At 42.3% G+C, this 25,098-nt stretch carries 20 protein-coding genes; 13 read left to right on the forward strand and 7 right to left on the reverse strand.

All coding sequences use genetic code 11. The annotated features are described in order from the left end of the window. Window position 1 precedes the first annotated feature (1 nt). Both FTU66_RS09300 and FTU66_RS09305 read left to right on the forward strand, forming a co-directional pair. The gene (locus tag FTU66_RS09300) at window positions 2-397 is read left to right on the forward strand and encodes a hypothetical protein (protein WP_004970241.1); all 396 of its coding nucleotides are present in this window, start codon (window positions 2-4) and stop codon (window positions 395-397) included. Window positions 398-638: 241 nt separating this feature from the next. Further along, on the forward strand, window positions 639-1,229 hold the full coding sequence (locus FTU66_RS09305) for a LysE family translocator (RefSeq protein ID WP_004970239.1): 591 nt from the start codon (window positions 639-641) through the stop codon (window positions 1,227-1,229). 96 nt (window positions 1,230-1,325) lie between these two features. Here FTU66_RS09305 and FTU66_RS09310 read toward each other — a convergent pair whose 3' ends face one another. Then, window positions 1,326-1,961, reverse strand: a complete 636-nt coding sequence (locus FTU66_RS09310) for a DedA family protein (protein WP_004970236.1) — start codon at window positions 1,959-1,961, stop codon at window positions 1,326-1,328. Between the two features lie 231 nt (window positions 1,962-2,192). On the opposite strand from FTU66_RS09310, the gene FTU66_RS09315 reads away from it, so the two are divergent. Continuing rightward, on the forward strand, window positions 2,193-2,615 hold the full coding sequence (locus tag FTU66_RS09315; protein WP_004970234.1) for a DoxX family protein: 423 nt from the start codon (window positions 2,193-2,195) through the stop codon (window positions 2,613-2,615). A gap of 224 nt (window positions 2,616-2,839) precedes the next feature. Further along, window positions 2,840-4,408: a glutamine-hydrolyzing GMP synthase gene (gene guaA, locus FTU66_RS09320; protein WP_004970232.1), complete on the forward strand. Its 1,569-nt coding sequence runs from the start codon at window positions 2,840-2,842 to the stop codon at window positions 4,406-4,408. Window positions 4,409-4,624: 216 nt separating this feature from the next. On the opposite strand, the gene FTU66_RS09325 is transcribed toward guaA, so the two are convergent. Then, entirely contained in the window at window positions 4,625-5,917 is a 1,293-nt protein-coding gene (locus tag FTU66_RS09325; RefSeq protein ID WP_180112731.1) for a GGDEF domain-containing protein, read from the reverse strand. A gap of 246 nt (window positions 5,918-6,163) precedes the next feature. On the opposite strand from FTU66_RS09325, the gene FTU66_RS09330 reads away from it, so the two are divergent. The 3 genes from FTU66_RS09330 (at window position 6,164) to FTU66_RS09340 (ending at window position 8,319) form a co-directional block, all read left to right on the forward strand. Further along, window positions 6,164-7,111 carry a pirin family protein gene (locus tag FTU66_RS09330; RefSeq protein ID WP_004970229.1) on the forward strand — a complete coding sequence of 316 codons (948 nt, stop codon included), beginning with the start codon at window positions 6,164-6,166 and terminating at the stop codon, window positions 7,109-7,111. Between the two features lie 32 nt (window positions 7,112-7,143). Next, window positions 7,144-7,542 carry an OsmC family protein gene (locus tag FTU66_RS09335; RefSeq protein WP_004970227.1) on the forward strand — a complete coding sequence of 133 codons (399 nt, stop codon included), beginning with the start codon at window positions 7,144-7,146 and terminating at the stop codon, window positions 7,540-7,542. A gap of 123 nt (window positions 7,543-7,665) precedes the next feature. Beyond that, window positions 7,666-8,319, forward strand: a complete 654-nt coding sequence (locus FTU66_RS09340; RefSeq protein WP_004970224.1) for a glutathione S-transferase family protein — start codon at window positions 7,666-7,668, stop codon at window positions 8,317-8,319. Window positions 8,320-8,414: 95 nt separating this feature from the next. On the opposite strand, the gene FTU66_RS09345 is transcribed toward FTU66_RS09340, so the two are convergent. Together FTU66_RS09345 and argS are read right to left on the reverse strand one after the other, a co-directional pair. Further along, window positions 8,415-9,023: an SPOR domain-containing protein gene (locus tag FTU66_RS09345; protein ID WP_004970222.1), complete on the reverse strand. Its 609-nt coding sequence runs from the start codon at window positions 9,021-9,023 to the stop codon at window positions 8,415-8,417. 34 nt (window positions 9,024-9,057) lie between these two features. Next, window positions 9,058-10,848, reverse strand: a complete 1,791-nt coding sequence (argS, locus tag FTU66_RS09350; protein WP_104852866.1) for an arginine--tRNA ligase — start codon at window positions 10,846-10,848, stop codon at window positions 9,058-9,060. 195 nt (window positions 10,849-11,043) lie between these two features. Between argS and FTU66_RS09355 the strand changes: the two genes are divergently transcribed. Together FTU66_RS09355 and FTU66_RS09360 are read left to right on the forward strand one after the other, a co-directional pair. Then, window positions 11,044-11,325 carry a DUF2798 domain-containing protein gene (locus FTU66_RS09355; protein WP_004970219.1) on the forward strand — a complete coding sequence of 94 codons (282 nt, stop codon included), beginning with the start codon at window positions 11,044-11,046 and terminating at the stop codon, window positions 11,323-11,325. Window positions 11,326-11,495: 170 nt separating this feature from the next. Next, window positions 11,496-13,196 carry an NAD-dependent malic enzyme gene (locus tag FTU66_RS09360; RefSeq protein ID WP_004970216.1) on the forward strand — a complete coding sequence of 567 codons (1,701 nt, stop codon included), beginning with the start codon at window positions 11,496-11,498 and terminating at the stop codon, window positions 13,194-13,196. A gap of 125 nt (window positions 13,197-13,321) precedes the next feature. Here the strand turns inward: FTU66_RS09360 and FTU66_RS09365 are convergent, their stop codons facing one another. Then, window positions 13,322-14,089, reverse strand: a complete 768-nt coding sequence (locus FTU66_RS09365) for a hypothetical protein (protein WP_096902222.1) — start codon at window positions 14,087-14,089, stop codon at window positions 13,322-13,324. 536 nt (window positions 14,090-14,625) lie between these two features. Beyond that, entirely contained in the window at window positions 14,626-18,117 is a 3,492-nt protein-coding gene (locus FTU66_RS09370; protein ID WP_179994356.1) for a PAS domain-containing hybrid sensor histidine kinase/response regulator, read from the reverse strand. Between the two features lie 185 nt (window positions 18,118-18,302). On the opposite strand from FTU66_RS09370, the gene FTU66_RS09375 reads away from it, so the two are divergent. The 3 genes from FTU66_RS09375 to FTU66_RS09385 all read left to right on the forward strand — a co-directional run bounded on the left by FTU66_RS09375 (window position 18,303) and on the right by FTU66_RS09385 (window position 21,238). Next, window positions 18,303-18,635, forward strand: a complete 333-nt coding sequence (locus FTU66_RS09375; RefSeq protein WP_167845675.1) for a DUF485 domain-containing protein — start codon at window positions 18,303-18,305, stop codon at window positions 18,633-18,635. A 1-nt stretch (window position 18,636) separates the two neighbouring features. Next, a complete protein-coding gene (locus tag FTU66_RS09380; RefSeq protein WP_180112732.1) occupies window positions 18,637-20,346 on the forward strand; it encodes a cation acetate symporter in 1,710 nt (569 codons plus the stop codon). A gap of 193 nt (window positions 20,347-20,539) precedes the next feature. Beyond that, window positions 20,540-21,238 carry an ion channel gene (locus FTU66_RS09385; protein WP_180112733.1) on the forward strand — a complete coding sequence of 233 codons (699 nt, stop codon included), beginning with the start codon at window positions 20,540-20,542 and terminating at the stop codon, window positions 21,236-21,238. Window positions 21,239-21,328: 90 nt separating this feature from the next. Here the strand turns inward: FTU66_RS09385 and omp33-36 are convergent, their stop codons facing one another. Continuing rightward, window positions 21,329-22,249 carry a porin Omp33-36 gene (gene omp33-36, locus FTU66_RS09390; RefSeq protein ID WP_257218176.1) on the reverse strand — a complete coding sequence of 307 codons (921 nt, stop codon included), beginning with the start codon at window positions 22,247-22,249 and terminating at the stop codon, window positions 21,329-21,331. 1,070 nt (window positions 22,250-23,319) lie between these two features. Here omp33-36 and FTU66_RS09395 point away from each other — a divergent pair. Next, the gene (locus tag FTU66_RS09395) at window positions 23,320-25,020 is read left to right on the forward strand and encodes a GGDEF domain-containing protein (protein WP_179990628.1); all 1,701 of its coding nucleotides are present in this window, start codon (window positions 23,320-23,322) and stop codon (window positions 25,018-25,020) included. The last annotated feature ends 78 nt before the right edge of the window (window positions 25,021-25,098 follow it).

Here is a 25,098-nt window from a genome sequence, read left to right on the forward strand (position 1 = left end):
CATGAAAACATTTGCAATTGGTCTTGTCGCGGCAAGTAGTTTATTGCTAGGGGCTTGTGCGACCACAGTGAAACCTAGCTATGTGTCGCCTACACATTATCAGGCTTTGAATTGCCAACAATTACAAAGCGAATATAACCGTATTCAGCAATATATTGAAAGCGGTGTTGAAGCACCGAAACGTACAGGTGTTGGTGTGGGTATCGGTTTAGGCGGTGGTTGGGGCAGCCGTGGCGGTTGGGGCGTTGCACCGAGTGTTTCTGTCAATATGGGACAGTCATCCAATACCAAAAGAACAGAATTGGCACGTCTTTTAGGTGAGCAAGAAGCCATTGTGCAAGCAGCAAAATTTAAAGCTTGCCCGATTATTGTTAAGCCCAAACCTGTAACATCTTAAATTTTAGGATTTGCGAATATTTTGTCTATGGTGCTGCCATTTGTGCAGCACCATTGCTTAAAAAATGTAGCAAGATAATTCAAGGTTGATCTCAATCTAATATTTTAAAAACAAAAACTTAATTTTATTTTCTGTTCTATTTACACCCTTGGGTCAGTCCTGCCAGATAGAAAAACTTGTCATTTTCAATGGCTTTCATATAAGGTGTGCTCCTATTTTTGATTTGCATGCTCTGGTGTTTATGATTGAAAGTTGGCTCTTTGTCCTAGCAATGATTGCGGTCTTGATGATTCCTGGCCCGACCAATGCGCTATTGGCAAGCTCAGCCCACCAACAAGGCATTGCCAAAACCAGTCTGCTGATTCCCGCAGAGTTTTTTGGTTATATGTATGCCATTAGTCTGTGGGCGTTATTCATTCATTTGAGTGCGCCAATTTGGCCTTATTTAATTGATATACTGCATGTTTTAAGCGCAGGCTATGTGTTTTGGATGGCTTTTCATTTATGGAAGCAGTCACATTTAGAGCAACATTGTCAAAAACACTCTGCCATTCGCCCTGCACAATTATTTTTTTCGACTTTTAAAAACCCAAAAGCCTTGTTATTTGCTGCAGGTATTTTTCCTACAGAAACGTGGGATAACCCGACCAACTTTGCTATGGTCTATGTCTTATTTGGTCTGATTTTATTGCCAACAGCGTTATTTTGGATGTCTTTTGGGCGAGCAGTTTTGGCGCGAGAAACCAATAAAGTGACGGCAGATCTGTTATATAAAGGCTCGGCTTTGCTGTTGGTGGTGTGTATGCTGCCTGTGGTGGCACGTTTTTTCTAAAGATTTAGAGACTTTTGGTGAGTTGAGCAATCATCTCACCTGTTTTGAATGTATGAGGGCAGCGCTGTAACAGGCATGCCCAAAGAATTACACAACTTAAGCAGGTTTTTTCTTGAGTTTTTGGCGAATAAAACCAATCACTCCAGGCAAGACACTTAAAATAATAATGCCGAAAATTAAATGGGTGAAATTGTCTTTCACTATTGGCATATTGCCAAACAAATAACCGAGTGTAATAAACGACGCGATCCAGCAAAAAGCGCCAATCACGTTATAGGTCAGGAAGTATTTATAATTCATGCTGCCTGCACCCGCCACGAAGGGCGCAAAGGTACGCGCAAAAGGCACAAAACGCGCAAAAATAATGGTTTTTCCGCCGTGTCGCTCAAAAAACTTCTGGGTTTCGATCAAATGTTTTTTATTGATAAAACGTGATTCCAGTTCAAAAACCCGTGGACCAATATATTTACCAATGTGGTAATTCAGGGTGTCACCGAGTACCGCAGCAGTAAACAATAAAATACCCAAAATCCACGGATCCATCACTCCTGTCGATGCAGCCAATGCGCCTGCCGCGAACAGTAAACTATCGCCAGGTAAAAACGGCATGACCACCAAGCCCGTTTCTACAAAAATAATCAGGAATAAAATAGCGTAAATCCATACCCCATATTGGGTGATGAATTCGAGCAAATGTTCATCGACGTGTAATATAAAATCAATCAGTTCCATGGGAAAAAACAAGCGAAAGTGTGCTCAAATCCTAGCAGTCCACAGGCGGAAAGTCAGTATGAAAAGGTAAATAATTTTCACAGTGATTTTAGGGATGCTAGACCAGCCACATCGGTTCTTTTTCGTTGCATAGATGCAACAACATGTCTTTTAAATGCGTATTTATCCTGAATTTTGAAAAAACTAAGATGTATTTGTCTTCAAGAATGAATCAAAAATATAGGTGATCTGATGTTTAATCCAAATGTTGTGTTAAAAAGTGTGGTCGAAAAAGCAAGTGTGCAAGCCATTGTAAGTTTATTTGCACGTGCTTTTTTAGCGTATTTATTTATTGTATCTGGTTGGGGAAAAATTGCAGGCTATGATGCAACAGTGGGCTATATGCAAGCTATGGGTGTTTCAGGTTCATTGCTACCTTTGGTGATTTTGCTAGAACTTGGTGGTGGTTTGGCAATTCTATTCGGTTTACAAGCACGTGTCGTGGGTTTGGGTTTAGGTGTTTTTAGTCTTTTAACTGCATTTTTATTCCATGCTGCACCAGAAGATGCGCTGAATTTTATGAAAAATATTGGTTTGGCTGGCGGTTTCTTCTACATCATGCTTTACGGTGCAGGCAAAATAAGTCTAGACCATCTTTTGGAAGCAAAAAAGTAAGTCATTGATTTCCACATCAGCTCAACAATTTAAGCAATCTTCAAGAAGGTTGCTTTTTTTATGCCATAGAAAATGCATAGTCTTTTAAAACTTAGAGTATGTGGTCACTGCAATATCACGAAGAAAAATAGCCATTTTTAGGATTGTCTGAATAGTGTGCGCAAGGCGTGGAAAAATGCTAGAATAGCGCGCTTAATTCGTTTGCCTTTCTATAGTTGTTTGTCATGACTACCAATACTCAAATTACTGAAGATCGTATCCTGATTCTGGATTTCGGTTCGCAATATAGCCAGCTGATCGCACGTCGTGTTCGTGAAGCGGGCGTATATTCTGAAATGTATGCCTACGATATGTCGGAAGAAGACATTCGTGCATTTAATCCAAACGGTATTATCTTATCGGGTGGACCTGAAAGTGTTCACCAAGCGGGTAGTCCACGCGCACCTGAAATTGTATTTAACTTAGGCGTACCTGTACTGGGTATCTGCTATGGTTTACAAACCATGTCAGAACAACTGGGCGGTAAAGTTGAAGCGGGTTCAGTACATGAATTCGGTTATGCCGAAGTCGATATTTTGGTACGTGACAAACTGATTGGTAACTTGCAAGACCGTGAAAACCAATTGCACGTTTGGATGAGCCATGGCGATAAAGTGGCACGCATTCCAGAAGGCTTCCAAATTACGGCTAGCACACCAAGCTGCCCAGTGGCGATGATTTCTGATGAAACACGCCGTTTCTATGGTATTCAATTCCACCCAGAAGTAACGCACACGGCTAAAGGTGCAGAATTACTGTCTAACTTCGTACATCAAATTTGTGGATGTCGTGGTTTGTGGACACCAGAACACATTATCGACTTGCGTGTAGAACAATTACGTCAGCAAATTGGCAATGAGAAAGTATTACTTGGCTTGTCTGGTGGTGTCGATTCATCTGTGGTTGCTGCGTTATTGCACCGTGCCATTGGCGATCAATTAACGTGTGTATTTGTAGACAATGGTTTGTTGCGTTTGAACGAAGGCGATCAAGTGATGCAAATGTTTGCAGAAAACATGGGGATTCGCGTGATTCGTGCCGACGCTGAACAGCGTTTCTTGGGTGCATTGGCTGGCGAAGTTGATCCAGAGAAAAAACGTAAAATCATTGGTCGTGAATTTATTGAAGTTTTTGCCGAAGAAGCACGTAAGCTGGATGGCGTGAAATTCTTGGCACAAGGTACGATTTACCCAGACGTGATTGAATCTGCAGCCAGCAAACAAGGCAAAGCGCATGTGATTAAATCACACCACAACGTGGGTGGTTTACCAGAAGATTTAGCTTTTGAATTGGTTGAACCATTACGTGACTTGTTTAAAGATGAAGTTCGTAAACTTGGCACCACTTTAGGCTTGCCACACAGCATGATTTACCGCCATCCATTCCCAGGTCCAGGTTTGGGCGTGCGTATTTTGGGTGAAGTGAAAAAAGAATATGCAGACATTTTACGTCTAGCTGATGATATTTTCATGCAGGAATTACGTGCAAGTGGCTGGTATGACAAAACAGCTCAAGCATTTGCAGTATTCCAACCTGTAAAATCAGTTGGTGTCGTAGGTGATGGCCGTCGTTATGCATGGGTAATCGCACTACGTGCCGTAGAAACAGTGGACTTTATGACTGCACGTTTCGCACACTTGCCGTATGATTTGGTTGACCGTATTTCAACGCGCATCATGAATGAAATTGCAGAGGTTTCACGTGTGGTTTATGACGTATCATCTAAACCACCTGCAACCATTGAATGGGAGTAATTCAGGGATTTCACGAAGCACTGCTTCGTGCCTGAATTACGCCAAGCGCTATGCGCGCGGCAGCTAGGGGTTTCAAGCAGCACTGCTGCTTGCCAGTTTTACGACATGAGCCCATTTTAAAGCACGGCTTTTAAAATGGGTGCAAGATGCTTGCGGCAGCTAGTTTTCCTCTTGCACATAAAAAAAGAGCACTCCATGTGCTCTTTTTTATGCCTGCTAAACAATCCAAGATTTAATTTCTTTTTTTACCGTAGATTTAGGGGACTCAGGCATCCCCACATCATAACTGATCACGCAGTTACGTCCGCTTTGTTTGGCTTGGTAAAGTGCGAGGTCGGCTTCTTTAATCAACAGCTGTAAGTCAGTTTGTTGCGGTTTTAAACTCGATACACCAATCGACACGGTAAAATTAAAGCACTTATTTCCTATGCACATTTCATGCTGAGCAATTTTTTGTCTTAAGCGTTCTGAAATCATCAGTGCTTCATCTAAGCTGGTTTCACTAAGCAGAGCGATAAACTCTTCACCGCCAAAGCGTGCCAAAATATCCTTGCGGCGCATTTCTTTACGAGCAATGTCTGCAATATTTTGTAAGACCCGATCTCCAATATCGTGCCCATAGGTATCGTTAATTTGTTTAAAAAAGTCGACATCAAACATTAGTAAGCAGACCGATTCAGATTTAGGCCATGCATGAATTTTGTGTTCTGCCATGTGTACAAACTGACGTCGGTTATTGAGTTGGGTCAGTTCATCGGTGTGTGCCAAGGCTTGCAAGGTATGAAAATTCCAGTCATCCAGCAAACTGCGTAAAAAGTGATGGCGGGCATTTAGGGTGTTGATCCAACTGATATACAAACTCAACAAACATACAGGGATATACACCACCATAAAAACTAAGGCATCCTGCAAATTGGTGAGGGAAATCACCCCCAAAAACATGAGTACGCTCATGACCAATGAATTGTAGACCGCAGGGCGGAAACGCACTTGAATACATAGGTTCGCCATGAGCACAAAAATGACCGAGGCATACACATAAGTGGAAATCCAAGGGCTTTGTGATTGCGACAGGATATAGAACCAAATACCGCAGCACAGTGTGGCGCTGACCGGTAAAATTAAATCTAGCAGGCGAATATCTTTGATCAATTTAAAGCAGAAATAATTGCCAATCAGCGCCAATACAACAGCACTGAGACGGAGTGTGGCCGAGAGTGTAGTGACATCTGGAATGATGAAATAATCGATAAAGAAATACAGCAGGAACGTCATTTGCCCAATGTAATTGACTTGGCGTAAATAACGACGCTGATGTAAATTCTGGTGTTGATAAAAATGTGTTTCAAATTGCGGCGGGAGTTGCGCAGCAGGGTGCTGCAATGCTTTTTCAATTGCTTGTCGGTTTTCAAGATCACACTCAGTTGTTTTTAAAAGTTTTTCTGAGGCTTCCTGATTGCTTAAAATCTTCGAACGGGTCTGTTCCCCCATTCGAGCTTTTACAGACATAGCGATATTTACTCAAATTGACAACTTATAGTGAGGATTATGCGCAAAATGCAGAAAAAATAACCTCCCTAAATTTGGGTATTTTCTCTATTTTTTTTAAATTTTGGTCAAAATTATGCCATATATTTTAAGGTGTAGTTCAAGTTTGAACCATAAAAATCAGAACAACAAATTTCATCTTGCTCTTCGTTAGTGATTTACTATATTTAATAGTCAAGGAATTTACAGAAATATAAGAGGTATAGGATGAGCAACAGCAATTATACCGAGCTTTCCAATTCAGACGATTGTGATAAGTACGTCAAGCAATTTATACAGGAATTTCCACTGCGTAGTGCTGAAATTGGGCAGGGAACTTTAATTAAACGTGCTTTACCGAGTCGGCATAAACGCATGATTGGGGCATGGTGTTTTCTAGATCACGCAGGTCCTGTTAATTTTCCACAAGGTGAAGGCTTAGATGTCGGGCCGCATCCACATATTGGTTTGCAAACATTCACCTGGATGATTGAAGGCAGCATTATGCATACCGACAGTTTGGGTACTAAGCAATTGATTCGTCCCAAACAGGTTAATTTAATGACCGCGGGTTATGGTATTTCACATACCGAAGTTGCTCCCGACACCGAAACACACATGCATACAGCGCAACTGTGGATTGCTTTACCTGATGATCAGCGCAATATGGCGCCACGTTTTGATCATTACCCTGACTTGCCTGTGGTTTTGCTAGATGGAGTGGAATTTACCATCTTAGTTGGTGAATTTTTAAATACCACTTCACCAGTATTAGTACATAGTGAGTTGCTAGGGGTAGATATTTATAGTGAAACCAGCACGACAACCCGTTTGCCGCTGAATCCTAAATTTGAATATGGTTTGATGATGCTGGAAGGCACAGCCACTGTGCATGGGCATGAATTAAACGATGAAAATATGCTGGTGCTTGAACCGGGCTTAACCGAAATTCAGCTAGATTTACATGCGGGTGCGCGTCTGTTGCTATTGGGCGGTTTACCTTTTGAGTCGCCAATTTTGTTGTGGTGGAATCTCGTCGGTCGTACCCAAGAGGAACTCAGCATTGCACGTGAGCAATGGGTCAATCATGATCCTCGTTTTGGCACAATACCAGACTACGATGGACCACGTTTAGAAGCGCCGACTTTCCCCGCAAAAATGCGTGCATCAAAATAAATGATGGAATATCAATCTATAGGGAGCATCTTATGGCCAAGATTGGCACAGCACAGGTACGCAGTTTAGACACGGCATGGCAAGGTCAGATCCAAAGTGGTCAGCACCAATGGAAGGTAGATGAGCCTGAAAAGTTAGGTGGTCAAGATGCAGGTCCTGCACCTTATGATCTGTTATGTAGCAGTTTGGTCGCTTGCACCATGATTACCTTGCGTATGTATGCACAGCATAAGGGTTTGGATTTTGGCAAAATTCAGGTCGAGGCGGACTTCTTTACCAATCAGGAAGGGCAGGAGTGGATTGAACGCCGTGTGCAAACTGAAGCAGCGTTAGATGCAGAATTACAGCAAAAAGTACTGAATATCTGTCAAAAAACACCTGTGACGAAAACCTTGTTACGCAGTGTGGAAATTCGTACTGAATTGGGTTAAACCTAGAGTTGAATCCGTCTCTTATAAAAAGGCATGCAGGACATGCCTTTTTATAATGTTGCGTGAAACAGAAGATATAACAATCACTTAAAACAGATGTAATAAAAACAAAATAGGACGTTTATGATTACTTTACACCACCTTGATCAATCCCGCTCTTTCCGCATTTTGTGGGCGCTCGAAGAGCTGGGTTTGGACTATGAAATCAAGTTTTACCACCGTCAGCCCAATTTAAGTGCGCCCAATGAATTGAAGCTGATTCACCCATTGGGTAAAGCACCAATTTTGACGGATGCAGAGCAGACCATTGCAGAATCTGCAGTCATTTTGGAGTACTTGCAGCAGCATTATGATACGCAAAGGCAGTTTAAACCGCAGCAGGCTTCAGCACAGCAAGCATATCAATACTGGATGCATTATGCCGAAGGCTCGCTAATGCCATTGTTAGTGATGCAATTGGTGATGACCAATGTGCCGCAGCATGTGCCATGGTTAGTTCGACCAATGGCGCAAAAAATTACTGCAGGTGTTAAAGCAGGGTTTATTCAGCCTCGTTTAAAAGATCATATTGCTTATTTAGAAGATTATTTGGGCAAACATGATTATTTTGCAGGGGATTTTTCTTTTGCCGATATTCAAATGGGTTTCCCGCTCCAAGCATTGCAAAGCCGTACCGGGCATCATTATCCACAGATTGCGGCTTATTTGGCACGCGTGGAACAGCGTCCTGCATTTCAGCGTGCACGCGAACGTGAGCAGCAGTTAATGCAAATCTAGCGATGATTTTTGTGAGTACATCGTTCTATAGACCTAAAAAAAGATGCCGAGGCATCTTTTTTTAATTGATTTTGGTCGATTGATAACAATGAGGCTTAGCGTTTCACGACAATTGAATCAATTCCACTATGCTGCAAAGTTTGCTGAGCAATCACTGCAGCATCGGCTGAATCATAAGGGCCTGAAATCACCCGATACCAAGTTTCACCACCTTCTACACTTTTCACTACATCTGCCGATAAACCATTCAAAATAATTTCGGCACGACGTGCATCTGCAGCATCTGGGTCGGTATAGCTACGCACTTGTAGAATATAGCTGGCTTGTACCACAGGGGCAGGCATTTCTGTCAGACCAACATTGGCTTCGCTGGCCGCTGGCGCCTCTACAGCAGCAGGCGCTTCAACAATGACTACGGTATTCTGTTGCTGTGTTTCAGGCACCGCTTGCTCAGGAATTGGGGTAACCTGTTGCTGTGGCAGCAAATCATAAAAACGATAGTCTTTGTTGGTATCTTCCTGATAATGCTCAGAATTGATTTGCCCTTTAGGCTGTACAGGTGCCCACGGTTTCCATAGCATTAAGGCTACAGCAAAACACAACACGATTAAAATCACCACGAGTGTGCCTAACCACGTTGGAATTAGTGGTTTTTTGGGCTTATTCGGTCGTTCAGATACACCGCGTTGCGTTTTTCCAAACACGTGGACTTCCTCTTGTTATGCTTTTATTTGGCTTTTACATTGTTTCTGGTGCAGAGACACCTAATAATTCTAAACCATTACGCAAGACTTGTTGTACGTTTACTGAAAGCAATAAGCGTGCTTGAGTCAAGGCTGCATCATCATTCAGAACTTTATGCTCATTGTACCAACCGTGGAACAATGCTGCTAATTCTTTCAAATAGTTACCTACCTGATGCGGTTCGTGGCTGTTGGCAGCACGTACTAAAATTTCAGGATACGCAGCCAGTTTGGCTAAAATTTCAGTTTCAGCATCTAGCTCAAGTTTAGCGGCAAACTGACGTGCAGTTGTCGCATTAAAATTCAATTGCGTAGCAGCAGCTTTTTCGAGCATACGACAAATACGTGCATGAGCATATTGAATATAGTAGACCGCATTGTCTTTACTTTGTGAAACGGCCAAATCTAGGTCAAAGTCAATGTGCTGTTCAGATTTGCGCATGACGTAATAGAAACGTGCAGCATCGTTGCCGACTTCTTTACGCAAATCACGCAAGGTCACGTACTGACCTGAACGGGATGACATTTGTACCATTTCACCACCACGCCATAAGCTCACGAACTGCACTAACAGTACCGTTAATTTTTTCGAGTCGTAGCCTAGTGCATCAATGGCCGCTTTCACACGTGAAATATAACCGTGGTGATCTGAACCCCAAATATCAATTAGGTCTGTGTAGCCACGTTGTAATTTATTCAGGTGATAAGCAATGTCTGAAGCAAAGTAAGTGGTTTGACCATTGCGGCGTTTCACCACACGGTCTTTTTCATCGCCAAATGCGGTCGATTTAAACCAGATATTGCCGTCTTGTTCGTATAGATAACCACGTTGATCTAGTGTTTGCAGAGCTTCATCAATTTTTTCAGTCAATGACGCTTCGCTAAACCATTGGTTAAAGGTGACACCAAACTCGCCCAAGTCATCTTTAATGTCGGCCAAAATAGCATTCAGCGCAGCCTGATGGAACACGCGATAATCATCACCCAAGAGCGTTTGTGAATTGAAAATCAAACCATCAATGTGTTTTTCTTTGTCGCCCGACAAGACCACTTTGTTGCCATCGGCATCGAGTTCTGCCGCATATTGCACATCTTCAGGCACATTGTTATATACATCTGCAACAGGGCGTACATGGCGTTCACCATCCTGTTTTAAAATGCTTTGTGCGATGTCTTTAACGTAGTCACCCTGATACGCATTTTTGGGGAACACCAGCGTTTGACCTGCCAGTTCCAAATAACGCAAGTAAGTTGAAGTCGCCAAAATATCCATTTGACGGCCAGCATCATTGACATAGTATTCACGGTCAACTTTAGCACCTGTGGCTTCAAGTAAATTGGCAACTGTCATACCATAAGCAGCACCACGACCATGACCCACGTGTAGGCTTGAGGTTGGGTTAGCAGAAACGAACTCGACCTGAATGCGTTTTTCTGCATTGATTTGGCTGCGTCCAAATTGTTGTTTTTGTGCTTGAATTTGATCTAAAACACTAAAACGCTGGTCGGCATTTAAAAAGAAGTTAATAAAACCAGGGCCTGCAATCTCTGCTTTGCTGATGTCTGCAACTTCAGGCAGAGCAGCAAGAATTTTTTCGGCTAAATCGCGTGGCTTCATGCCTGCGGCTTTAGAGGCAATCATGGCAATATTTGATGCGAAATCACCGTGGCTGCGGTCTTTGGTACGGGTTAAATTACTCGTATTGTTCCAGTCAGATGGGAGTACACCTTCAGCTTGAAGGGATTGCACTGCATGATCGAGCGCTGCTTGTATTGCCGTATTCATATTTAGTCGAAAAATAGATGTGCAGAAAAACGCTAAATATAGCAAATTTCAGGGGCTTTAGGGGAGTGCAATTGTATGCTTTATCGAATTTCAGAGATTGTAGCTAAGCATGAACAAATTGCCTGAAAAATCATCCTTTAAGCAAGCAATTCATGGCATAGTATGCGGCATTCAGTGAGGCGAAAAGGCTGGAGCATGAAACAACGTGCAATGATTTTTGGCAATGTACCTAAATTACCCATGAAATGGGCCACGGTGGTGATGCCTTTCTTTTTATCATGTTTGATGAGTGGCATTATTTCGTTGATTAACATGATCCGAAATTTGGGCTGGATTGAGGGATTTTTTACCCTGTGGTTGCATAACTGGATGATTTCGTGGGCGTTTGCTTTTCCAGTCGTATTATGTGTGCTACCTTTGGTGCGTAAGTTCACTGGCTTAATTGTAGATATGACACCACTGCAACCACCCAAATAAATTAGGTTCGATGCCTATATAACATGGGCTATCAGAAATAAAAATCATTCAGATTTGGTTATCAAACTTCTAAATGCCCTATTTGCTGCAATTCGGGCTAAGCTAGTCAGATGTCAGATGGTGCATCTCAATCCATGCGCCATCAGCAACCGATTAGAATGAGATGAACAATGACAACCGCAAATTTGCAGCAGAAACGTCCTTTATATATTCCCTATGCGGGCAACGGCCTTTTAGAATTGCCTTTATTAAATAAAGGTTCTGCATTTTCAGAAGAAGAACGCACCCGTTTTAACTTGCATGGCTTAATTCCACATGCAATTGAAAATATTGAAGAACAAAGCCAGCGTTCGTATCAGCAATATTCTGCTTTTAGCGATGCCATCAACAAGCATATTTATTTGCGCAACATTCAGGACACCAATGAAACCCTGTTTTATCACCTGATTGAACAGCATTTGAGTGAAATGATGCCTATTATTTACACCCCAACTGTAGGCGAGGCATGTCAGCGTTTTTCCGATATTTACCGCCGTCATCGGGGTATTTTTATTTCCTATCCAGACCGTGCCCATATTGATGATATTGTACAAAACATCAATAAAAAGAATGTCAAAGTGATTGTGATTACCGATGGTGAGCGTATTTTAGGCTTGGGTGATCAGGGCATTGGCGGCATGGGTATTCCAATTGGAAAACTGTCTTTATATACAGCATGTGGCGGTATTAGTCCTGCCTATACCTTACCCATTACCTTAGATGTAGGCACCAATAACCCACAATTACTGAATGATCCGATCTATATGGGCTGGAATCAGCCACGTATTAGTGGTGAGGAATACTATCAATTTGTCGATCAGGTGATTGATGCGGTGAAACGCCGTTGGCCAAAGGCATTGATTCAGTTTGAAGATTTTGCTCAGAAAAATGCCATGCCGTTATTAAACAAATATCGTGATCAAATTTGTTGTTTTAATGATGATATTCAAGGCACGGCAGCCGTTTCTGTGGGCAGCTTAATTGCAGCATCACGGGCTGCAGGCAAACAACTGAAAGATCAAACCATTGCCTTCTTGGGCGCAGGTTCGGCAGGTTGTGGTATTGCCGAGCAAATTGTGGCGCAAATGGTGGTGGAAGGCTTAAGCGATGCTGAAGCACGTGCTCGTGTGTATATGGTGGATCGTTTTGGCTTATTCACCAGCAATCAGCCAAACTTGCTCGATTTCCAACGTAAATTGGCACAAAGTCCTGACCGTGTTGCACATTGGGGCAATCCTGAAGGTGTGATTTCTCTGTTGGACGTCATTCAAAACGCCAAGCCAACGGTATTGATTGGGGTTTCGGGGCAACCGGGTTTATTTACTGAAGAGGTGATTAAAACCTTGGCTGCCAATTGCGAGCGTCCAATTGTGTTGCCATTGTCAAACCCAACCTCACAAGTTGAAGCATTTCCTGCCGATATTTTGGAGTGGACTGAAGGCAAGGCCTTAATTGCAACAGGTAGCCCATTTGAGCCAGTGAACTATCAGGGCAAACTTTATAATATTTCCCAATGCAATAACTCGTATATTTTCCCAGGTATTGGCTTAGGGGTAATCGCTGCAGGGGCAACACGTGTGACAGACAGTATGTTAATTGCATCCAGTAATGCGCTGGCGGACTGCTCACCATTGTTGCAGGATCCAAATGCAGATTTATTGCCTGATTTAAATGAAATTCAGCAGGTGTCTAAATTTATTGCATTTAGAGTCGCAAAAGCAGCAATGGATGCAGGCGTTGCAGCTGTCATGAGTGATGAGGCATTACGAGAGGCAATTGAGGCTAATTTCTGGAAGCCTGAATATCGTGATTATAAACGTGTGACGTTTTAAGCAAAATTCATTCGTGTATTGTTAATGAAATAAGCCACAAGGCGTGCTATTGCACGCCTTGTTTTTATTTGGAATAGGATGGGGTTTGCGATGTGATTACTTGGAATTTAAGTCTTCAACTCACACTAAGCAATATAGTTCTGTTTTGGATTTAAATCGGCACAATTCAAAGGATTTAAGGCACATTGCAATTCATCAATTTGCTGCTCACTGACATAGCCTTGTCCAATCAGGTATTTTGCAACGTGGTCATCTCTCAGGCTTATAAACGCAGCATCGTACACGCCTAAATCGACAAATAAGGCTGCCGTTTCAAGACTGTTAAAACGGTCTAAATACACGTCATTGCCATACAGTAGAAAAATATGTTCAGTGGGTGCATGCGCATCGACTTTTAAGCGTTCTGCCAGCTCAAAAGGTGAGGTTTTAATGAACAGCAAATCGGACAATTCATCAAATTGAGCTGTATCGAGTTGTGCCTCATCTGTTTTGACTTTGCCTAACCATGCTTTAAAGACCAGTACCGCACCACCACGTAATAACATACTCCAAATATGCTGGCGGGTGCTTTGATCTAAGCCTTGCGCTTCTTGTTCCAAAACATCCAGTAATTGCTCCTCCTGTGCTGAAAGTTTGTTGAACAGACCTAAACCTTGTGGTTGATACGCCGCAGGGCGAAACACATCAAAATTGAGTTCTTCAAAGACTTGTAGGGCTAAGGGTACTGCGGTTTGATACAGGGTATTCAGCGCTTGTAGATGAGGAGCTTTGAGTTTGCTGTTTTGAAACAGACGATCCCAGTGAATTTCGGGCAATAGCGCATTTACGCCATATTGACGCTGTAGCTGCTGTGTTTGTTCTGCGAGCTGCTGTTCATGGTTCACGGTATTCATGAGATTCTTCCTAAAACGTGGAAACAGGTCGATCAACGCTTAATAGGGCAGGAAATTTGTTTGGATGTGGCTTGAAGATGAATGCGCTGATCATTTCTTGTACTTAGTTATGCGCGCAGATAGTCAATAGATGTATAAGACTAAAGTCTAATGTATTGCAATGTGCTCAGAAAAGCCTTTACAAACTCGGCAATTAAAGAAATTGTAAGCAAGTTTGGGTGTATTTGCTTACGATCTTGTCAGACTTTGCCATAGCGAATCTGACCATGATATTTAATGTGAATTGTAGCGCATCAAAAGGCAGTGTTTTTGAAAAGTTTGGTCAATTGGTGTGCTGCATCAGGTCAATCGCTGTCAATATTGACAGCAAATGTGTTGGATTTTCATTGTGGCCATATTTCGCTATGTAAAGTGAAGCTTGGTCATCAGACTAACAAATGTAACCAAACCAGAAAATGTAACAAGGTCGGTGCGTTCATCTCAGCTTTATCTCTGTGGGATGAGCGCCCCAAATTAGCCAAAGTTAGGTATGTGAATCAAGTCTCCGAAATTTTCAGACCCGATAACCAAGAACGTAGCGATGCTGGTTTTAATGGTTTTTTCAGCAAGACGATGTTGAGTTCTTTTAAGCGTTGCGGTAGTTCTGGATCAGAGTCAGCAGTAATTAACGCCACAGGTACATCGGCTTGACGATGTTCCAGAATAAAATCTAAACCGATTTTATCGTCATTTAAGTGCTGATCGACCAACCAAACTTGAATGTGCTCACGTTGAATCAACTCAATTGCTTGTTCAGGTTCGGTGGCTTTAAATACGTGATAGCCCCATTTACTCAGCAGGGTCGCCATGCCTTCCAAAATGGTTTCATCATTGTCTAAACACAAAATTTTATAGGCTTTGGTTTTCAACGGCACCACTTGCACAGGTGCAGCCACTACTTTTGGAGCTTCGACAATCGGCACTTCAATCATAAAGCACGAGCCTTTGCCCAATTCCGAATAGACATGCACAGGGTAGTTCAGCAAACTGGTCATACGCTGCACAATCGCTAACCCAAGACCTAGACCTTGCTCACCCCAAGGCGACGTATGTCCGCAACGCTCAAATTCCTGAAACAGTTTAATACGTTGTTCTTCGGCAATACCCGGACCTGTATCCCACACCCCAATTCTAATATGTTGTGGATGTTCTGCAGAACGTAACACGCCCACGACCACACGCCCTTTGGCGGTATAGCGCAGCGCATTGCTGACAAAGTTTTGAATAATACGACGAATCCATTGTGGGTCGGTATCAATCCAGAACTGTACGTCATGCACACGGAATTCAATGCCACGTTGTGCCGCAATGGATTTAAATTGCAGGCTTAAATCGCTGAGTAAGTCATGCAGTGGATAAGCCTGACGTTTCGGCTGAATCGTACCGCCTTCCAAACGGGCAATATCCAACAAGGCCGAGAGCATACTTTCTGCACCATGCAGGGCACGATCCAGTTGTTGCAGGGTTTTACGGTCTTCATCGGACTGAATACTTTGCTCTAAAGCCGTACTGAATAAGCGCGCTGCATGCATTGGCTGTAATAAGTCATGACTGGCAGCGGCAATAAAGCGGCTTTTGGACATATTGGCTTTGTCGGCTTGTTCACGTGCCAATTGCTGTTCTGCCAAAGCATCGGCCAATTGTTGTGTGCGATCTTGTACCCGTGCTTCAAGTACGGCTTCGTTTTCACGGAAAGCGGTAATATCGGCAAAGGTGGTTACAAAACCACCGCCTTCAATTGGATTACCACGCATTTGAATTACACGACCATCTTTACGGATGCGTTCAAACTCGTGTGCACTGCCCATTTTCATCCAGTGAATACGTTTACGCACATGTTCTTCAATTGAGCCCGGACCACATTCACCACGTTCTGCGTTATAGCGAATCAAATCGGCAATTGGGCACCCGACATAGACAATATCTTTAGGATAATCAAATAGTTTGAGATATTGATTATTCCATGCTACCAAACACATATTTTCATCTACCACACTCACGCCTTGGGTCATGTGGTCAATCATGGTCATGATTAGGTTTTGGTTAAAGCGTTGCCATTGTGAGGCTTGGTCAAGAATATTCGCAACTTGCCCTAAAGCGAGTCCGTTATTGACCATGGCAGTGGTGAGCAAAGTACGCGCAGATGCTGCACCAATGGTGCCTGCCAAATATTGTTCGGTAAAACGCCACCACATGCCGTTGGCATTGGCATTTTCATTCAGCACCACATTATTTTGCTGACTAAACTGCTCAAAGGCTTGTCGGGTTGGAGATTCGCCTGTAATGCGTTTTGCCAGTGTGATTAAATCGCCTACTTTTAAACGCGCTACATCCTGATGTGAATAGCTGACCTCGTTGCTCATGTTCTGAGTTGGCAAAGGCTTGGTTTCATAATAAAAGAAACTTTCGGCCTGAATCTGTTCTGCCACACTTGGGCGGAAAATACGTGACACCCAAACATATAACAAAATATTTAAACCGAGCGCCCAAACCACCCCATGTGTGAGCGGGGCAAAAGATTCAAAGCCAAGCAAGGCTTCAGGGCGTAACCAGTTGATGCCTAAAGGTCCCAGCAATAAAAATTCACGGGTAAACTCGCTGAACTGACTTGGCAGGCTGCGTAAAATAGTCGGAAGTAGCAGGGTATAGGCCCACATCGCAAATCCAACAATTAAGCCTGCATAAACGCCCTGTTTACTGCCACCACGCCAATATAACCCCCCAATCAGGGCAGGGGAGAACTGTGCCACTGCACTAAAGGCCAACAAGCCAAACACAGAAAGTTGATCAATATCGTTAAAGAAGTTGAAGAACAGGAAGCCGAGCAGCATCACCGCTAAAATACAAATGCGTCGGGTGAATTTCAGTACCAAAGGCAAGCGCTTGTCATGGCGTGAGAAAATGCCCATACGCCACAAGGCAGGCATGATCAGGTCATTACTCAGCATGATCGACAGTGCTACTGAAGATACCAATAGCATGCCTGTTGAGGCGGAGAATCCTCCCAAGAACGCCAACAGCGTCAACCAGTCTTGGTTATAACTGAGTGGCAAAGACAAAACCGCTACATCTGGGATGGCTAAATATTGCGGAGCTGCGTGCAAGGCCCAACTGGCAATTGGAACAATCGCGATGGTGGTTAAAATCAGATAAACGGCAAACCAGCGACGCGCACCCCGAATATGTTTTTCATCGCGCAGTTCGACCACAGCAACGTGAAACTGACGCGGCAAACAAATAATCGCTAATGCCGCCAATAAGGTTTGCACCCAAAAGGTTTCAGGCACACCAAACAGCTGTACTTCATGGAAGGTAATTGAAACATCATTGGCAATTTGATGAATATTGTCAGGCGCTTCAAATACAAAGAAGAAGGCCACAGCCAGCAAGGCAAATAGTTTGACAAAGGACTCAAAGGCAACCGCAAGCATTAAGCCGCCGTGTTGTTCGGTATTGGCAATTTGTCGAGTACCAAACAGCATCGCCAAAATAGCCAATAAACCTGTCAGGAATAACACCGCATTGGTGGTACTTTCAACATTGGTGCTTTGATCTAAAACCACTGCGGCACTGAGCGCAATTGCGCGTAATTGCAGAGCCAAATAGGGGATAATTGCAATCACCGCCAAAATTGTGACCAGTGATGCCAATGGCCCGCTTTTACCATAACGTGCAGCTACAAAGTCAGCAATGGATGAAATGGCGTGGTGTTGTCGCACTCGACCTAAACGTCGCCAAATATCATAACCAACAGCGACAAACAGCAATGGCCCTAAATAAATGGGTAAAAAAATGATCCCTTCACGAACGGCTGCGCCCGTTGCACCATAAAAAGTCCATGATGAACAGTACACCCCTAAAGTTAAGCTGAACATGAGCATGCGCCCACGCGTGCTTAAACGACTGGCGTGTTTTTCCCCATAGAAAGCACAGATAAAAAGTAATGCGATATAGAGGGCTAAAACCCCCATAATGAGCCAGCTGTTCATGATGCCTTAAAAGTATCGACAATAGGGCTATGATAGCCTATTCCATTGCCTTTGCGCTGAGGTTGATCATTTTTTTAGCGACCAAAGTCTAAATTGCAAATCGGCTCCAACATTGTTAATTTTAAGTTCGAAATAATTCGAATTAAAAATTTGCGCCTAAGGCAGGGCGCTTGAAGGAGCAGGTTATGGATGAGGTACAAGTAGAACGCATTCTACAAAACCCAAAATTCAAAGAAATGGTTCGCAGAAAAAGTAACCTAAGTTGGACATTAACAGCAATCATGTTGTTTGTGTACGTAGGTTTCATGCTTTTAGTGGGCTATAACAAAGAATTCTTATTGAGTTCAATTTCTGGCGGTGTGACGACTTGGGGTATTCCATTAGGTCTGAGCATTATCGTTTTATCTTTCATTTTGTGTGCTGTTTATTCATCAATTGCGAATGGCAAACTTGACCAATTGAACGAAGAAGCGATGCGTGAAGTTGAAGCAATTACACATGAGAAAGGAACGCACTAAGATGAAATGGAATTCATTGAAAGCACTGGCTGCGTCTACTGTATTAATGTCAGGTATGGCATTTGCAGGACCAGATTTAGGTGCAGCAGAACAGCAGCCAACCAACTGGCCTGCAATTATTATGTTCTTGATTTTCGTGGGCGCAACTTTGTTCATTACTAAATGGGCAGCGAAGCAAACCACAAGCACTAAGGACTTCTATACCGCAGGTGGTGGTATTTCAGGTTTCCAAAATGGTCTCGCGATTGCAGGTGACTATATGTCAGCAGCGTCGTTCCTGGGTATTTCCGCAATGGTGTTTATGTCAGGCTTTGACGGCTTGCTATACTCACTGGGCTTCATGGTGGGCTGGCCAATCGTATTGTTCTTGATTGCTGAACGTTTACGTAACTTAGGGAAATATAACCTTTCTGACGTGGTCTCGTTCCGTTTATCTGAAAAGCCAGTACGTACCCTTGCAGCATTCAGTTCGCTTGTCGTAGTTGCATTCTACCTGATTGCACAAATGGTAGGTGCGGGTCAGTTAATCAAACTTCTCTTCGGTTTGAACTACAACCTTGCTGTAGTGATCGTGGGTCTACTCATGATGGCTTACGTAATGTTCGGTGGTATGTTGGCAACAACTTGGGTACAGATCATCAAAGCGGTGATGTTACTTTCAGGTGCAACTTTCATGGCCTTCATGGTAATGAAAGGTGTGGGCTTCAGCTTCACTAACATGTTCGAGCAATCAATCCAAGTATTCTCTAAAGTACATGACTTGAGCTTGGCAGATGCTGCAAACATTATGGGTCCTGGTAAGCTAGCTTCTAACCCAATTGATGCAATCTCACTTGGTCTTGCATTAATGTTCGGTACTGCAGGTTTACCACACATCTTGATGCGTTTCTTTACTGTAAAAGATGCAAAAGAAGCGCGTAAATCAGTTGTAGTTGCTACAGGTTTCATTGGTTACTTCTACCTATTAACCTTCATCATTGGTTTTGGTGCGATCCTTTATGTATCCAACAACCCGCAATTCCTTGATGTTGCGAAAATGGCAGTGACTGGCAAGTTAGAACTTGTTGGTGGTAACAACATGGCTGCGGTGCACTTGTCTGACGCAGTTGGCGGTGACTTGTTCATGGGCTTCATTTCAGCGGTAGCATTCGCAACAATTCTTGCGGTTGTAGCTGGTTTGACATTGTCTGGTGCTTCAGCAATCTCTCACGACTTATACGCTAACGTATTCAAGAAAGGTCAAACGACTCCTGAATCTGAACTTCGCATGTCTAAAATTGCAACTTTAGGCTTAGCAATCTTCGCAATGATCTTGGGTATTCTTTTCGAGAAACAAAACGTTGCGTTCATGGTAGGTTTAGCATTCTCTGTAGCAGCATGTGCAAACTTCCCAGTACTTGTATTGTCTATGTTCTGGAGAGGCTTAACGACTCGCGGTGCAGTGATTGGTGGTGTAGCAGGCTTAGCTTCAGCAGTAACCTTAATTATATTGTCTAAAGCAGTTTGGGTAGATACGCTGCAAATTTCTGACACACCAATCAACCCATTCAATGGTCCTGCGATCTTTGCAATGCCACTTTCATTCTTCTGCTGCTGGTTGTTCTCTATCACTGACAACTCTGCGCAAGCACAAGCTGAACGTAAAGCATTCGATGCACAGTTCGTACGCTCACAAACTGGTATTGGTATCTCTGGTGCATCTGACCACTAAGGTCTGAAACACCTCAAAAAAGTCCCAGCAATGGGACTTTTTTTATGCCTGTATGTTGGCTTGAGCAAGCATGCTGGTGAACATTTATGGATACGGTTATTGTGATATGCAATTTTGATACAGAGTGATTGCATTGCATGCGTAAATAAGCTGCTATGTTGGATGCAATATAAAAAGAATAGGCAGTAGATGTATGTACATATTAGACAATGTTTGGAAAAGATTTCGGGTCTTGCCTTCGGCATGGCTGTTGTTTTTGCAGTTTGTGATTTTGCTACTTTCACTCTTTTCACATCACAACATGCCCTACAAAGTCATCACTTGGATGGTGGGGGTATTGGTGTTGCTGCTCATTGCTAAAGTGATTCGACAAACGCCAATGTTGAGTGTTTTGGGTCTAAGTTTTGTGTATGCGGCTTTGTTCTTTTCATTCTTTATTTTACTAGGTGTGCGGCATCCTCTTATTCTGGTGATGAGTCATGCTTGTGAAGCTGCAGCCTATTATAGTGCAGCCTATGGTTTATTGCGTTATATGTTCCATGACCGTTATTTAACCAAAGATGAGCTGTTTGCAGCCGCCGCGGTATTTACCTTAATCGCTTGGGGTTTTGCCTTTTTATATAGCATCTGTCAAATTTTGATTCCACAAAGTTTTCAGAACCCAAATGCTGCAGGTTTACAAAGCTGGTTGGATTTACTGTTTTTAAGTTTTAGTTTGCAGTCCGCGACAGGTTTATCCGACCTTATACCGATCAGCCCGGAAGCACGGGTGATTGCCATGTTGCAAATGTTCTGTGGGGTGATGTATTTGGCATTGATCGTGTCACGTTTAATCGCATTGCAGTACATTCGCCACTTACCGCATCATCACCATGATGATTCGGCTGAGTGAAATAGCAGTTCAAATTTTTCATGACATATTTCAGGCATAAAAAAGACGCTCAGATGAGCGTCTTTTTTAACTTCAGTGTCTAATGTGAAATTAGAAACGGAATTTAGCGTTTACACCAACAGTTTGAGTGTCAACAGCTTCGCCTACAGCATTCGCATTTACATAGCTAGCACCAACTGCAACTGCAGGAGTGATGAAGTAGTTTACGTTCGCGCCCCAAGCAGAATCGACAACAGAGTCAGCACTTGTTTCTACATAAGAAGCACCTACGCTAAGCGCTGGTGTTAAGTAAAGATCTGTTTTTAAGTTGTACATAGTGTCTTCACCATATACAAGACCAGCTTCAAAACCAACAGCCATATTGGTGCCGTCAATTGCACCTACGTACTTAGTACGTGCAGTGATTGCATCTTGGTCATAGTTTGGGTCTTCGCCAATTGAAAGTGATTCAAGAGCTGCTTTAGCAACACCATTAGAAAGAATGTTGAAAGCATCTAAAGAATACTGGTCTGCAACACTTGTATAACCAACAGCAACCAAAAAGTTAGGCGCAACGACTGCACCAAGTTCTAAGGCATAACGGTCGCCATTGTCGTTTGGTTCGCCAGTTTTATTGTCTGTGATAGTATGGCTATAAGATGCACTTGCATACGCTGGAACAAGTTTAGTTGGAACATACGCTTCAGCTTTAGCGCCATACACGTGCACAACGTCACGATTACCTGGTAGTTTGTCTTCACCATAGTTATATGCTAATGAGAAATTAGATGCTTGGTTTAAGAACGCAGCTTCAGCCAATGGACCTTTAGTCGCATCAACATTTTTGAAGTAGTAAGTACCTTGAAGGGCACCATAAAAGTCCTGATCGTTTACTGTATTGTCGATATATTCAGATTGACCTTGAACTTCGAATTGGTACGCTTGAGCACCGGTCATGGCTAATAATAATGCAGTGGCTAAACCGAGTTTTTTCATGATAGTTACCAGTTTTGTTAAAAATGGATGAAACATTGATCATTTTAGTGTAACAAATTATTAAGTCAATGAACTAAAAGGACTTTATTTAAGAATTAAGTCCAATTGACTTTGGTGTTTAAAAAATATTCAAATAAAATTTTTGCTGTCAACCTAAAAACTGTATGGATAACAAGTCGATATGTTCGTTTTTGCAACAAAAGTAGAAATAATAAGCAAAGCATTAATTGGATTAATCGATAAATTTAATTGAAATTATCTGTAATAATAATTCTTGGAGAGTGAAGAATAACGGAAAAATTCACCTGTTTTAGGGTGAAATCATGATTTTTGGATAAAAAACAAACTAAAAATAAGGTCTGTTCAGAATAAATTTGAGTGGAATAGTCGGCATAATGTGAATTTAATCACATTAATTTTGACTATTTGTATAAAAATAAATCAGACTGGTTGACTAGGCTTTACATAAACTGTGATTTATTTCATAATTCCACCATGAAGTCCTACTACTTAAGTCGGGTTTGTAAATTATGTGACTTATCTCATAATTTAACCATCAAATCCTAAGCTTGGTTCATCCAGTAGTGCGATCTGATTCTCCATAATTGTTTGCTTTTTATCTGCCCAACTTTCCCCAAGGTTGGGTTTTTTTTTGCATGTGAAAACGCAAATGGTTTTGCGAAAATTGCACCGATATGGTGCAGTATGAGGGTGTGATATGATCAAAACCCATAAAAAAATCCCAGTTTTCTTTCAAAAACTGGGATTTTTCGCCAAAATTTGCGGGTAAATTTAGTTTACTGCTGAGGAAAAACTAAACTCGCCCTAATGAGGTGCATTATGCACCCAAATGTTGCATATGTAAAATATTTTCTGCATGCTGAAACATTATTTTTTGTATTTGTTGTTTTAGGTAAGTCGGCGCAGGGCATGCTTTTAGAAATTTTCTTGAATGAGATGACTTAGTTAGACGGCTTTAAAATATAAGTGAATTAATTATCTTTTTTGTAAGTAATTTAAAGATTGCTCATGTAATATAGTCGCCGATTAAGTGATCAAGTCCACGATTTTGCACAGTTATAATGACGTAGGTAAAACTTAGCATGATGATGAAATTGCGCACAGAGCATATCAGTCAGCGACTGTTGATCTCGATGATCATTATTATCGTGTCATTGCTTTTTATTTGCGTTCCTCTGATGGTGAATAGTTATCAGAGTTATCAAAAAACAAAACGTGCTTTAATTGAAATTTCTGTATTAGGCAAAGTGGCTGAACTGACCAATAGTATTTCGCGTGAACGAGCACCTGCAAACAAAGTCATGTCGAGTTCAGCAGCTGAATTTCAGCAAAATTTACAAGAATTGAAAGCGTACCGTGCTGGCGTGGATCAACAAGTAGAACAGACCATCAATATTTTAAGAAAAGAAGGTTTTATTATCCATGCGCATCATTTATCGCATCAGTTAAAGACTGCTTTAGAACAAGGGCGTCAGGCGGTCGATGAATATGCAGCAACTCCACAGCATTTGCGTAGCTCTCAACAGATGGATCATGCGATTCAAAAAATGTTTGCGGCATGGGACAGTTCTCAGCATGTGCTGAAACACGTCATGCTCGATTCAGTGGCAAAAGACTCATCGGTATCGACCTATTATAGTGTGATTTTTGTTCTTTCAGATTTGCGTGATCAAGCGGGAAGGGTGGCATCCAATATTATTGCCGCGGTAACGTTTGCTGAAAAAATTCCTGAAACCAATTTGGCGAGCTCTTTGCAAACCCAACGCCAAGCTTATTATTTGTGGGATTTAATCCATACCATTTTGCCTGAAGCACATAAAATTCCTGAATATAATATTTTGCATAATCAATTAAAAAAGGAGTTTTTGGATGAGGGAATTCCTATCGTTAATCAATTGATTCAGCAAAGTATTCATGGACAACCTTATTCATTGACAGGTACTGAACTCACCCAAAAAATTGTGGATAAATTCAACACTGTGGTCAGTTTGCAGTCATTTATATTAGCGCACAGTTTGCAGGTTGCACACAAAGATTATCATCAGGCTCAGCGTACTTTTATTTTAACGCTAGTGGTGTCAATTATTTCGTTATTGGCTGCGATTTTCACTATGGTCTATGCGCGTTCGAAGGTCTTTATTCCCTTAATTCAGGCGCGCAGTCAAATTTTACGTTTGGCAGCTTATGAAGATGAAGCTCAAGGTACGCAAAATCCAGACAAGGTAACGCTCTTTGAGGCTATTCAAAAACTAAAACAACGCCTAGAGCAACGCGATATTTTAGAATTTCAGCTGCGTAATATTGCCAATACCGATGCCTTAACTGGTGTTTCCAACCGTTTGGCGCTTGAGGAATACATCAAATATTTAGAACATCGACCTGAAAAATTGAGCAAAACTGGTCTGATTATTATGGATGTGGATAAATTCAAACACATTAACGATACCTTCGGGCATGTGGTAGGTGACCAAGCTTTAAAATGTATTGCCGATACTCTCAAAGCGCATGTCCGTGCCTCAGACTTGGTGGTGCGTTATGGTGGCGATGAGTTTTTGGTTTTGATTGAGCAAATAGAATTTACTGAGGCGCTGTATTTGGCAGATAAATTGCGCTGCCATATTGTGAATCAAGAAATTTTTATTCCAGAACTGAATGATTATATTCAAGTGTCGGTCAGTGCTGGCGTGGCGGTGGGTGCTGCGTCATGGAGCAGATTGTTGGAAAAAGCCGATAAACACTTATTTAGAGCCAAAGCACGTGGGCGCAATGCCGTTGCTGGTGACTAAGTCACAGTAATTGATCCACGAGCATTTCCGAAGTGATAAAAAGCCTAGAGTGAAAGATTCAGCACAAGTTTGTGCTGA

The organism is Acinetobacter sp. YH12131, assembly GCF_013418635.1.
Lineage (GTDB): Bacteria > Pseudomonadota > Gammaproteobacteria > Pseudomonadales > Moraxellaceae > Acinetobacter > Acinetobacter towneri.